General features: G+C 56.2%; 13 protein-coding genes. 11 read left to right on the forward strand and 2 right to left on the reverse strand.

Annotated elements, in window-relative coordinates; all coding sequences use genetic code 11:
- Positions 1-311 precede the first annotated feature (311 nt).
- From J1G18_RS00620 to J1G18_RS00640, 5 genes are all read left to right on the forward strand, one after another.
- Positions 312-2,651, forward strand: coding sequence for a hypothetical protein (locus tag J1G18_RS00620; protein WP_223006936.1), 2,340 nt, complete (start codon positions 312-314; stop codon positions 2,649-2,651).
- A 142-nt stretch (positions 2,652-2,793) separates the two neighbouring features.
- Positions 2,794-3,195 (forward strand): lysozyme inhibitor LprI family protein, encoded by a 402-nt coding sequence (locus tag J1G18_RS00625; protein ID WP_223006937.1) that lies wholly within the window; start codon positions 2,794-2,796, stop codon positions 3,193-3,195.
- 212 nt (positions 3,196-3,407) lie between these two features.
- Positions 3,408-3,662 carry a type II toxin-antitoxin system RelE family toxin gene (locus J1G18_RS00630; protein WP_098965990.1) on the forward strand — a complete coding sequence of 85 codons (255 nt, stop codon included), beginning with the start codon at positions 3,408-3,410 and terminating at the stop codon, positions 3,660-3,662.
- Positions 3,646-3,969, forward strand: a complete 324-nt coding sequence (locus J1G18_RS00635) for a helix-turn-helix domain-containing protein (protein ID WP_098965992.1) — start codon at positions 3,646-3,648, stop codon at positions 3,967-3,969. Before J1G18_RS00630 ends, J1G18_RS00635 begins: the two co-directional genes overlap by 17 nt.
- 28 nt (positions 3,970-3,997) lie before the next feature.
- Complete coding sequence (locus J1G18_RS00640) at positions 3,998-4,414, forward strand: DUF3010 family protein (RefSeq protein WP_064589572.1); 417 nt, start codon at positions 3,998-4,000, stop codon at positions 4,412-4,414.
- Positions 4,415-4,553: 139 nt separating this feature from the next.
- On the opposite strand, the gene J1G18_RS00645 is transcribed toward J1G18_RS00640, so the two are convergent.
- The gene (locus J1G18_RS00645; protein WP_095121415.1) at positions 4,554-5,498 is read right to left on the reverse strand and encodes a GlxA family transcriptional regulator; all 945 of its coding nucleotides are present in this window, start codon (positions 5,496-5,498) and stop codon (positions 4,554-4,556) included.
- 191 nt (positions 5,499-5,689) lie between these two features.
- Here J1G18_RS00645 and J1G18_RS00650 point away from each other — a divergent pair, with 191 nt between their 5' ends.
- From J1G18_RS00650 to J1G18_RS00675, 6 genes are all read left to right on the forward strand, one after another.
- Positions 5,690-6,634 carry a choline ABC transporter substrate-binding protein gene (locus J1G18_RS00650; RefSeq protein ID WP_098965995.1) on the forward strand — a complete coding sequence of 315 codons (945 nt, stop codon included), beginning with the start codon at positions 5,690-5,692 and terminating at the stop codon, positions 6,632-6,634.
- 118 nt (positions 6,635-6,752) lie between these two features.
- The gene (locus J1G18_RS00655; protein ID WP_086793588.1) at positions 6,753-7,640 is read left to right on the forward strand and encodes a 3-keto-5-aminohexanoate cleavage protein; all 888 of its coding nucleotides are present in this window, start codon (positions 6,753-6,755) and stop codon (positions 7,638-7,640) included.
- Between the two features lie 142 nt (positions 7,641-7,782).
- Positions 7,783-8,748, forward strand: coding sequence for an L-carnitine dehydrogenase (locus tag J1G18_RS00660; protein WP_223006938.1), 966 nt, complete (start codon positions 7,783-7,785; stop codon positions 8,746-8,748).
- A gap of 127 nt (positions 8,749-8,875) precedes the next feature.
- Entirely contained in the window at positions 8,876-9,352 is a 477-nt protein-coding gene (locus tag J1G18_RS00665; RefSeq protein WP_098966000.1) for a thioesterase family protein, read from the forward strand.
- A 23-nt stretch (positions 9,353-9,375) separates the two neighbouring features.
- Entirely contained in the window at positions 9,376-10,539 is a 1,164-nt protein-coding gene (locus J1G18_RS00670) for a gamma-butyrobetaine dioxygenase (protein WP_223006939.1), read from the forward strand.
- 370 nt (positions 10,540-10,909) lie between these two features.
- Positions 10,910-11,173: a hypothetical protein gene (locus J1G18_RS00675; RefSeq protein ID WP_103304375.1), complete on the forward strand. Its 264-nt coding sequence runs from the start codon at positions 10,910-10,912 to the stop codon at positions 11,171-11,173.
- A gap of 153 nt (positions 11,174-11,326) precedes the next feature.
- On the opposite strand, the gene J1G18_RS00680 is transcribed toward J1G18_RS00675, so the two are convergent.
- Positions 11,327-12,430 carry a GlxA family transcriptional regulator gene (locus J1G18_RS00680; RefSeq protein ID WP_007949927.1) on the reverse strand — a complete coding sequence of 368 codons (1,104 nt, stop codon included), beginning with the start codon at positions 12,428-12,430 and terminating at the stop codon, positions 11,327-11,329.
- Positions 12,431-12,671 lie beyond the last annotated feature (241 nt).

Here is a 12,671-nt window from a genome sequence, read left to right on the forward strand (position 1 = left end):
GCCAGCATATGCCTCGGTGCCGGGGCGACCGGGTGCAAAAACGACAGGGGAATTGCCGAAAGCGTCAATCCGCGACAAAGGAATTCATATGTGACCAAAAAAATCGGCAATACCCGATGGACCCAACCGGTCGACTCGCGAAACGTGGCTAAACGGCTAGTAGTGAGCCGAATTTCGAAAAATCAGTCTACCTGCCCCCCAAACCGTGAGCCGTCGTGAAGTTTTTCAATAGCTACAGGGCAAAAAGCAATATGGAAAAATCATGGTTTCGTAATTAGAATAACTCCTTAAACTCAGGGAGAATCTAAAAAATGGCAGAGAATTCTGGTGGCGGTTCAGCCACTAATAGTGGAATTGATTTCCAGCAACGAATTGCAGCCTTCTTTACACTTTCAATGGCTCTTGACCTAGATTGCAGGAGAGTTCTTGATCGCGACAACCTAACAAATATTACAAAAGTATCATTTGAAACTGCCGACTCGATTGATGACATCGTACTTACACATGAAACAGCTAAAAGCTATCTACAGGTAAAGCGAAAGCTTTCATTATCAGAAAGCAAACAGTCCGACTTTTACAAAACAATAACGCAATTTGTCAAGCAAAACCAAACATCCCAAAATCCAAACGATTGCTTTTGTATTGTAACGAGCAGTGACACTTCAAGAAAAATCCTAAACGAACTAAAAAAAATAACAAAATCAACTCGACTAAATTTTAGCGACTCCACTTCAAATCCACTTTCAGGCAGCGAACAAGAAGTTAAAGAAACACTCTACAAATGTATAAACATGGCATGCTCAGAAAATAAAATACCGGAGCTAACACCATTAGAAAAGCAGAAACTTATTAAAAAAATATACATCATCGAACTTAGCATCGAGAATGGCGGAATGTATGAAAACTCCTTTCTCACTTCTATAGCAAGCAAATTCTCTTCGGCACCGGAGTTAATTTGGGGGATGATTATCGCCAAAACCCTAACATGGTCAAAGCACAGACAGTCTGTGGACTTGCCCGGAATCAAGAGCTTACTAGATCAATTCATACATGACCTACCCAATCAACTCAAACAAGAACAAAAGACTGAAAGCAATTTCAACTTCAAATTCGACCCTGACAAATACAACATCTGCTCTGGGTATGAAGTCATTTTAATCAACACGCCACACTCGTATACAGAGCTCACACTAATATCGCTTCCTCGCTTCGATGAAAACGGACTGCAATACTTAAAATTCAACGAATCCACCGTTAAATTAGCAGATAACTCCATACATAAACTACATGGACGATTTGCTACCTTTACCGGCGCAGAAAGATTCCTCCTTGACCGAGAGTGGAATGAAAGTAAAAAACTTACAATAGTGGAAAGCGAAAACTTACACAACTACAACAATGACAGAATTGCAGTAGCGCATTCCGAAAAAGTCCGCAAAAAGATGCTCGATAATAGCGACCCTTCGAAATGTATGCACTGTGGTAAAGGGCTGTCACACAATGCATTGAATATTGAGATAAGTGAGGAACACCTGCCCTTTGATGTTGGAATCATCCATAAAGAATGCCAGAGAGCTTCCGATAGAGTACTAGGAGTCTCTTTAAATCCAGGCATAGAGAAATACCCTGAACTGAAGAATTTCGATTATAAAGTCTGGTTCTCAGCACTAACAAGAGGTCAAGCACTTTGGAGTGGTTACCCCAACGTTAGCGAACCAATAAAAAATGTACTTTGGAACTCAGATGCAGCATCCAGCACTGGCAGCCAGTGCATAAAAGTAACGTTAGCAGACGAATCTGTAAAGTTCATACTGCAGCGCGGAAAAGTGCATCGCTTCACGTCCGAAAATGCCGATCTTGCATGCAAAAAACTAAACAAATGGATAGTTGATGCCAAGTTAAAAAACGACCCACTTTGCTACTCTGAAAACGGCGAAGTATTTAGCACCAAAAATCAGATTCTCGCATCACTTCCGGGAGCCGTAGAAGTAATAGAATGCATAAAATTTGAACGTTCAACCTATACCAGAGGAATATCAAGCATCTATGACACCTGCGAAAACTACTACACACCTCTCATAACTCTAACAACTTTAGACGACAAACAGATACTATTCAATGACACCATATTTTTTATAACAAATCCTTTAACCCTTGGTAAGTTCCTTGCCAACTGGGGCTCCATAGACTTAACCCCTCCATCATACAATATAAAAATAATAGAAACAGACATGCAGTTTGACGACACCATGATGACCGCCATAGATAATAATCAGCACGCATTAGTTGATCCGGTCTTCAGCAAAAATTCAGAGCTTTTGAAAGGCACAATCATTCAGGACTTTGATTTATGGAAGCTAGAAAACGCAAAATTCGTTCTTCACACACTGACGAATGATGACAACACACATACACATATCCTAAAAAACCAAAAGAGCGAAGCAGCCTTCTTACTTTCAAGCACTTGTAACCGCGAAAATTGCTCATGCCTAGGCTGCCAACTAGTAAAATCAATTACCGAGCTACACGGAATAACTAATATCACCATATTCCAAACAGGACCACTTAGTTCAGTGGTTGTGATCGAAGAAAACGCAATGAACATTAATGAAGAGTTGCTAAAAAATCTAGCTATTGATTGGGAACCCTAAAATGCCCACCAAACAACCTTAACACTTGATATAAGATTCTCGGAATTAATCAACATATCATTATTCTTCGACAGTCATCCGCTGTTCAACACGACCTACATAGGCGAGAATTCGTTTTATTATCAAATGAAGGGCGACTACAATGAAATCGATCTTCCTGGCTTTGGCACTGATGGCGACCGGCGTACACGCCGCCGAAGAGACCGACAACAACCCGTGCGACGCGGTGGAAAACGACGTCCAGACCCTGGAATGCTCGACCTACAGCCGCACCACTGCCGAAGACCTGCTCAAAGACAACTACGCCAGCCTCAACGAACGCATGCAGGCCACCTACGGTAAAAACGCAGCGCAACTGGCCGACATCACCGCCAAACTGAAAACCGCCCAGCAACAATGGTTGAAAACCCGCGACGCCGATTGCGCCGTGGAAGCATTCCCCGCCACCGAAGGCAGCAAGGCGTTCAAGATTGCGCAGAATGACTGTGTGGCACGGATGAGTGACGAACGGTCGGAGTTTTTGGAGTCGATTGGGCAGGAATGATCCTGAATGTTCCGCTGAAAGCTGGAACTGCCTCCAGCTTTCAGCCGCACTATCCCCTCTTCCTACAAAGTACTCCGACCTCGCCTACACAAATTTCTTGAACGCCCGAAGCTGCGGGCCTTTCACGCAACATGCTGTCAACGATTGTTGATTGGCCTCCGAAGAAGCATAAGCAAAGATTCGCGAATCTTATAAAAGACTTATATTCTTCCATGAACAGCATCCACTGGACGCGAAAGGCCGTTAAGCAACTCTTGAAATTGCACACCGTTCATCAGGGACAGGTTAGAGATGCCGTCACGGCGCTTGCCGACATGCCTGATGTTGGCAATGTCAAAGCACTGATTGGCCATGACTATGCCTACCGCCTGCGCGTTGGCAATTATCGAGTCATGTTCGACTGGGAAGGCGCAATCAAAGTGGTCAGTATTCAAGAGGTCAAAAAACGCGATGAACGCACCTACTGACATCCAAATCATCAATGATGCCGAAGGCAACCCCGCCTTCGTAGTCATTCCCTACGCTCAATACGTTGCGCAGAAATTGCAGCCCGATCTGATCCCGCATGAGGTGGTCAGTCGAATGGTCGACGGGGCGACACCGATCCGTGCCTGGCGCGAACACCTGAACCTGACTCAGGAAGAAGTGGCGAAACGTCTGGGAATTTCCCAGCCGGCGTTCGCTCAACAGGAGACGGTAGCGAAGCCACGCAAGGCAACCCGCGAGAAAATTGCAGCGGCGTTCGGCATCACGGCCAATCAGCTTGAGTTGTAGGCTGCCCTCTTCATTCAAAGGAAATCCCATGAACATCTGCGGCATCGAAATCAAAGGCAGCGAAGCGATCATCGCCGTGGCCTCCCTTGACGGGGCAACGCTGAGCCATGTGGCGCTCAACACCAAGAAAATCGCCCTCGACGATGATGACGAGGCAGCCAACGTCAAACGCTTCGCGGCGCAGGTCGCTTCGTTTGTGCGCGAGCATTCGATTGATCGGATTGCGATCAAGAAGCGCAGCAAGAAGGGCGAGTTTGCCGGTGGGCCGACCACGTTCAAGATCGAGGGGGTGTTTCAGTTGCTGGATGGGTGTGAGGTGACGCTATTGTCGCCGCAGACGATCAATGCGCAGGCCAAGAAGCACAATTTCGAGCTGCCGGGGACGTTGAACAAGTATCAGCATGAGGCTTACAAGGCGGCGTGTTCGGCGTTGGTGAAGAAGTAACCTTTTCTTCAGACACTGAAGATCAAAAATGTGGGAGCGGGCTTGCTCGCGAATGCGGTGGATCAGTCAACTCATGTTTCGACTGACACTCCGCTTTCGCGAGCAAGCCCGCTCCCACATTGGTTTTGTGTGCATCCATTCAAGCTTGGGCGGTACGGCGGTCTTCGCGGGGACAGCGAGCGAACCTCGCTCGATAACTGCGGGTGAAATACGACGGCGATTCAAACCCGCAGGCGATACTGACTTCGAGCACGCTCATATCGGTCTGGCGCAACAGCTGCCGGGCCTTTTCCAATCGCAGACGCAGATAAAAATTGCTCGGCGTATCGTTCAGATGCAGCCGAAACAAGCGCTCCAGCTGCCGCCGCGTGACCTTGATCGATTCCGCCAGTTGCAGCGTGGTCAGCGGTGGTTCGCTGTGTTGCTCCATCTCGCCAATCACTTGCACCAACTTCTTGTTGCTGATGCCGTAGCGCGTGGCGACTTCCATGCGCTGGTGGTCCTTGCGCGGACGAATCCGCCCCAGCACGAATTGTTCGCTGACCTGAATCGCCAGTTGCGGGCCGTGGGCCTGGGCGATCAGATCGAGCATCAAGTCGATGGACGCCGTGCCGCCCGCCGAGGTGATACGCCGCCGGTCAATCTCGAACAGTTCCTGAGTCACGCTGAGCTGTGGATAAGACTCCTTGAACGCATCGATGGCTTCCCAGTGCAGGGTCAGGCGATGGCCGTCGAGCAGGCCGGCTTCGGCGAGGACGAAACTGCCGGTGTCGATGGCACCGAGGGTCACGCCTTCGTTGTCCAGGCGGCGCAGCCAGTGCTCAAGGGTTGGCGTGGCGAACTTCAGCGGTTCGAATCCGGCCACCACTAACAGCGTCGCACCTTTCTTGAGCGGCTCCAGCGCCGCGTCGGCGTTGACCGACATGCCATTGCTCGCCAGCACTGCCCCGCCATCGGCGCTGAGCACGTGCCAGCGGTACAGCTCGCCACGAAAGCGGTTGGCCACCCGCAGCGGTTCGATCGCGGAGATAAAGCCGATGGCGGAAAACCCCGGCATCAGCAGAAAGTAGAAATCCTGGGACATGGGCGCACTCGGTTAGCGGGTAGCGTGGAACGTTGATACGCCGATTGTCATCAGCGTTCAAGCGCACAGGTCGCTACAGTGCAAATGCCAGTCGCCGCAGTGCGCTTTCACGGGGCCGTTGCTGCGTAACTTGGCATCACCGGCACGCCAGATGCCGGAACTCACAATAACGACCTGCCGAGGAACCCGACATGAAACGACTGATCAGCAGCTGTGTTCTTGCACTCAGCGGTACCGCTTTCTTGAGCGCCAGCGTCATGGCGGCCGAACCTGCGTCGTGCCAGAACGTGCGCATGGGCGTCGTCAACTGGACCGACGTGATCGCCACCAGTGCCATGACCCAGGTCCTGCTCGACGGCCTCGGCTACAGCACCAAACAAACCAGCGCCTCCCAGCAAATCATCTTCGCCGGGATCCGCGATCAGCGTCTGGACCTGTTCCTCGGCTACTGGAACCCGCTGATGACCCAGACCATCACCCCGTTCGTCGATGCCAACCAGGTCAAAGTCCTGCCGGCACCAAGCCTGAAGGACGCCCGCGCCACCCTCGCCGTGCCGACTTATCTGGCCGACAAGGGCCTGAAGACTTTCGCCGACATCGCCAAGTTCGAGAAGGAACTGGGCGGCAAGATCTACGGCATCGAACCGGGCTCGGGCGCCAACACGCAGATCAAGGCGATGATCACCAAGAACCAGTTCGGTCTCGGCAAATTCCAGCTGGTCGAGTCCAGCGAAGCCGGGATGCTCGCCGCCGTTGACCGCGCCGTACGCCGCAAGGAGGCCGTGGTGTTCTTCGGCTGGGCGCCGCACCCGATGAACGTCAACGTCAAGATGACTTACCTCACTGGCAGCGAAGACGCCCTCGGCCCGAACGAAGGCATGGCCACAGTGTGGACTGTCACCGCGCCGAAATACGCCGAACAGTGCCCGAACGTCGGTCGCCTGCTGAGCAACCTGACGTTCACCGCCGAAGACGAGAGCCGGATGATGCAACCGCTGCTCGATCACAAGGACGCCTTCGAGTCGGCCAAGCAATGGCTCAAGGATCACCCCGAAGACAAGCAGCGCTGGCTAGAAGGTGTAACCACGTTCGACGGCAAACCGGCCGCTGAAAACCTGCAACTGACCAGTAAATAACCCCCGTTTGAAAAGCCCCTCACCCTAACCCTCTCCCCGAGGAGAGGGGACTGACCGACGCTTCGCAGCCCCGAAAAGGGCTGCGAACAGACCCATCACGCCTGAAGGAAACCGCACCATGAACCACGACGTCATCATCACCTGCGCACTCACCGGTGCTGGCGACACGACCGCCAAGAGCCCCCACGTGCCGGTCACTCCGAAACAGATTGCAGCGGCGGCCGTAGAAGCGGCCAAGGCCGGCGCCACCGTTGTGCATTGCCATGTGCGCGACCCGCAGACCGGCAAGTTCAGCCGTGACGTGGCGCTGTACCGCGAAGTGATGGAGCGCATCCGTGAGGCCGACGTCGACATCATCGTCAACCTCACCGCCGGCATGGGCGGCGACCTGGAGATCGGTGCCGGCGAGCACCCGATGGAGTTCGGCCCGAACACCGATCTGGTCGGCCCGCTGACCCGTCTGGCCCACGTTGAAGAGTTGCTGCCGGAAATCTGCACCCTCGATTGCGGCACGCTGAACTTTGGCGACGGCGACACCATTTACGTCTCGACCCCGGCGCAACTGCGCGCCGGCGCCAAGCGCATCACCGAGCTGGGGGTGAAGGCCGAGCTGGAAATTTTCGACACCGGCCACCTGTGGTTCGCCAAGCAGATGATCAAGGAAGGCTTGCTCGACAACCCGCTGTTCCAGCTGTGCCTGGGCATCCCGTGGGGTGCGCCGGCCGACACCACCACCATGAAAGCCATGGTCGACAACCTGCCGGCCGATGCGGTGTGGGCCGGGTTCGGCATCGGCCGCATGCAGATGCCGATGGCCGCGCAAGCGGTGCTGCTCGGCGGCAACGTGCGGGTTGGTCTGGAAGACAACCTGTGGCTGGACAAGGGGGTGCTGGCGACCAACGGTCAACTGGTCGAACGCGCCAGCGAGATACTCAGCCGCCTCGGCGCTCGCGTGCTGACCCCGGCTGAGGGCCGCAAAAAGATGGGCCTGACCCAGCGCGGCTAAATCATCACTCATTTCCCCCCTGTGGGAGCGGGCTTGCTCGCGAAGGCGGTGGCTCTGCCCATAAAGATGCGTGGGATGTACCGGCCTCTTCGCGAGCAAGCCCGCTCCCACAGGGTTCTGCGAATTCTTTCAGGAAATCACCATGAGCTTTATCACCGACATCAAAACCTTCGCCGCCCTCGGCAGCGGTGTCATCGGCAGCGGCTGGGTCGCGCGTGCCCTCGCCCATGGCCTCGACGTGGTGGCCTGGGATCCGGCGCCTGGCGCTGAAGCCGCGCTGCGCAAACGCGTGGCCAATGCCTGGGGCGCGTTGGAGAAAAACGGTCTGGCGCCCGGTGCTTCGCAGGATCGTCTGCGTTTTGTCGCGACCATCGAAGAATGCGTGCGCGATGCCGATTTCATTCAGGAAAGCGCCCCGGAACGCCTCAAGCTGAAACTCGATCTGCACAGCAAAATCAGCGCAGCGGCCAAGCCTGATGCCTTGATCGGATCGAGCACTTCCGGCCTGTTGCCGAGCGAGTTCTACGAGAGCTCGACCCACCCGGAACGCTGCGTGGTCGGCCATCCGTTCAATCCGGTTTACCTGTTGCCGCTGGTGGAAGTGGTCGGTGGCAAGAACACCGCACCGGAAGCTATACAAGCGGCAATGAAAGTCTACGAATCACTCGGCATGCGTCCGCTGCATGTGCGCAAGGAAGTACCGGGATTCATCGCTGACCGTCTGCTCGAAGCGCTGTGGCGTGAGGCGCTGCACCTGGTCAACGACGGCGTGGCGACGACTGGCGAGATCGACGACGCGATCCGCTTTGGCGCCGGTCTGCGCTGGTCATTCATGGGTACCTTCCTGACCTACACCCTCGCGGGTGGCGATGCCGGAATGCGTCACTTCATGTCGCAGTTCGGCCCGGCGTTGCAGTTGCCGTGGACCTATCTGCCGGCACCGGAACTGACCGACAAGCTGATCGACGATGTGGTCGATGGCACCAGCGACCAGCTCGGCCGCCACAGCATTTCCGCGCTGGAGCGCTATCGTGATGATTGCCTGCTGGCGGTGCTGGAGGCGGTGAAGACCACCAAGGAAAAGCACGGGATGAGTTTCAGCGAGTGATCCTTGCTCAGCAGTTCCGGCCCCTTCGCGAGCAAGCCCGCTCCCACAGGTGACCGCATTCCAATGTGGGAGCGGGCTTGCTCGCGAAGACGGCAGCCCAGTCACTATTAATGTTGGATCTGACATCATGCCCACTCTCACCACCTACCAAACCACCATCATCCCCGACTGGGTCGACTACAACGGCCATCTGCGCGACGCCTTCTACCTGCTGATTTTCAGCTACGCCACCGACGCGCTGATGGACCGTCTCGGCATGGACAGCAACAACCGCGAAGCCAGCGGCCACTCGCTGTTTACCCTTGAACTGCACCTGAATTACCTGCACGAAGTGAAGCTCGACGCCGAGGTCGAGGTGCGCACGCAGATCATCGGTCACGACAGCAAACGCCTGCACCTCTATCACAGCCTGCACCTGGCCGGCGACGACAAGGAACTGGCCGGTAACGAGCAGATGCTGTTGCACGTCGATCTCGCCGGCCCACGTTCCGCGCCGTTCACCCCGGACACCTTGAGCCGCCTGCAAGCCATCGCCGCCGAGCAAGTCGATCTGCCCGTCCCGGCTTACATCGGCCGCGTCATCGCTCTGCCACCCGCCCGTTAATCCCTCCCACGCAAGGAGCCGCCATGCACACCGCTGCTGCTGTTGCCGATTTCCGTACTTATCCGTTGACCAGCGCGCTGAGCGGCGTGCAGAACCTGGCGGATCGCGTGTCGATTGCCTGGGCCGACGGCCGCGTCAGCCCGTTCCATCACGTCTGGTTGCGAGATAACTGCCCGTGCGAGCAGTGCGTCTACAACGTCACCCGTGAGCAGGTATTCGAGATCGTCGATGCCGCGCCGGATCTGGCCCCAGCCAACGCGCACATCGACAGCGACGGCTGTCTGCAGATCGACTGGCAGGATGGCCATCGCAGTCGCTTCGATCCGGGCTGGCTGCGTGCGCACGCCTATGACGACGAGTCCCGCGCCGAACGTCTGGCCGCCAAACCCAAGGCTTACCTGTGGCGCAGCGATTTGCAGCTACCGGTATTCGAATATTCAGCGCTGATGAACGACAACGGCGCGCTGCTGCAATGGCTGATCGCGGTGCGCGACCTCGGCCTGACGCAAGTACGCGGCGTGCCCACCGAGCCGGGTTCGCTGAAGCTGATCGCGCAGCGCATTTCGTTCATCCGCGAGAGCAACTTCGGCGTGCTGTTCAACGTGCAGTCCAAGGCCGATGCCGACAGCAACGCCTACACCGCTTTCAACCTGCCGTTGCACACGGACTTGCCGACTCGCGAGCTGCAACCGGGGCTGCAGTTTCTACATTGCCTGGTGAATGATGCCGAGGGTGGCGAGAGTATTTTTGTCGACGGTTTTGCGATTGCCGATGCTTTGCGTCAGGAAGCACCGGAGCTGTTCCAGGCGCTGTGCGAAATCCCCGTGGAGTTTCGCAACAAGGACCGCCACAGCGACTATCGTTGCCTGGCGCCGATCATTGCGCTGGATGCGCTGGGCCGGGTTGCGGAGATTCGCATGGCGAACTTTTTGCGCGGCGCATTCGATACATCGGTGGAGCAGATGCCGCTGCTGTACCGGGCCTATCGGCGCTTGATTGCGATGACCCGCGAGCCACGATTTCGGCTGATGCAGCGACTCAATCCGGGGGAGCTGTGGTGCTTCGATAACCGCCGCACGCTGCATGCGCGCAATGCGTTTGATCCAGCGACCGGGGCGCGGCATTTCCAGGGTTGCTACATCGATCGGGATGAGTTGTTGTCGCGGATTCTGGTGTTGCAACGGTAAACCGCGTCATCGTTCTTCGCGAGCAAGCCCGCTCCCACACTGGAATGCATTTCAAATGTGGGAGCGGGCTTGCTCGCGAAGGCGTCAGCGCCAACCACACCCCACTCCCGGATTCACAGGCAAAAAAAGCCCCGATACAAGCCGTGACAGGATCGGGGCAGAGGGTACTGTTGAGGAGCTGCCAGTCGAGGGTGACCAAACCGTCGTGTAGCGAGCTGAGGTCAGTGTGCCGACTCCCCTTGGCACTGAGTTAGCCGAAAACGACCTGTTCATAGCCGTCGCGGCCACTGCGACAAATCGCCCTTGCCGTGCCTCCACATGCCCACCAGAATCGAGTCACGACCTCCGTTGCCGAAGAAGGAAGCGCGCCATGATGTATGCCGATTTGATCGATCAGGAAGACTTGTTGGGCCAGCTCAAGGCATTGGGTTTTCAAGTGCCGAGCGGCTCGACTGCCGAGCAGGCCTGTGAGTGTGCGGTGCGCGGTCTGGACAATGTTCGCGCGTTTGAATTGCGCAAGATGGTCAAGGACATGTACACCAGCGGCGCCAGTATCCAGCCTGCGGTGCGCCAGGCGATCGACAAACAGTTGTTGCCGGCGTTGGCGCAATACCAACAGACCCACAGCGCCTGACGAGCAACTGTGGCGAGGGAGCTTGCTCCCGCTGGGCCGCGAAGCGGCCCCAAACCGGCAGATGCTCTATTCCAGATAAATCGCATTCGCAGGTTTAACGAGCGCTTCGCGCCCGAGCGGGAGCAAGCTCCCTCGCCACAAAAACTTTCCGGTCTACAGCCTTACGCTGGCAAACGTCGACTCATTACGCGCCTGACTCAACGCCGACATCGGCCCCGACAGCGGCGACATCACGATCGCCTGCGGCAGCGGCAGCATCGCCACTTGCTGGGTGGTGTTGGAGCCTACGCGTTCGTCACGCGGCGGAATGCCGAAGTATTCGCGGTAGCACTTGGAGAAGTGCGGCGTCGAGACGAAACCACACACCGACGCCACTTCGATGATCGACATCGGCGTTTGCTTGAGCAACTGCCGCGCGCGGATCAGGCGCAGCTTCAAGTAGTAGCGCGACGGCGAGCAGTGCAGGTATTTCTGGAACAGCCGCTCCAGCTGTCGACGCGACACGGCGACGTACACCGCCAGTTCGTCGAGGTCGATCGGCTCTTCCAGATTGGCTTCCATCAGCGCGACGATTTCCTGCAGCTTCGGCTGGTTGGTGCCGAGCATATGCTTGAGCGGCACACGCTGATGATCCTGCTCGTTGCGGATGCGTTCGTAAACGAACATTTCCGAGATCGCGGCGGACAGCTCACGCCCATGATCGCGGCTGATCAGGTGCAGCATCATGTCCAATGGCGCGGTGCCGCCGGAGCTGGTGAAACGGTTACGGTCGAGGGTGAACAGGCGAGTGCTCATCGCCACACGCGGGAAAGCTTCCTGCATCGCCGCCAGACATTCCCAGTGCACGCTGCAATCGAACCCGTCGAGCAGACCGGCGCAAGCCAAAGCCCAACTGCCGGTGCACACCGCGCCCAGACGCTTGGACTGACGGGCCTGGCTTTGCAGCCACGAGACGTGTTCACGGGTCACGGTGCGTTGAATGCCGATCCCGCCGCAGACGATCACGGTGTCCAGGGGCGGAGCTTTGTGCATGGAGGCATCGGGGGTGATTTGCAGACCGTCACTGGCCCACACCTGGCCGCCATCGACGGTCAGGGTGCTCCAGCGATACAGCTCACGACCGGACAATTGGTTGGCCATGCGCAGGGGCTCGACTGCGGAGGCCAGAGAAATCAGCGTGAAATTGTCCAGCAGCAGAAAGCCGATGGATTGAGGCGCACGGTTCTGGGGTTGGGCCCCGGAGTTGAACGACGTCATCGCGGTATCTCCTCACACAAAGCGGGTGATGGCCTCAGGCGGAGGCTCTTGTTATTGCCGGCGTTCTCGCGTGGGAGACGGGCTTTGTTATGACAGAGCAATTGCCATGCCTAAAATTGAATGGCTGTTCAATAACTCCTGAAAACGACGTCGCGACGTGTCTATTCAAGACGTCGGACACACGGTGTTTCGAAGTGCCATCAGCGGCGCCGAGAGCCCTGCCCCGCTGCCTGTGAGCAGA

Source organism: Pseudomonas sp. MIS38 (genome assembly GCF_019891575.1).
Classification (GTDB): Bacteria; Pseudomonadota; Gammaproteobacteria; order Pseudomonadales; family Pseudomonadaceae; genus Aquipseudomonas; species Aquipseudomonas putida_A.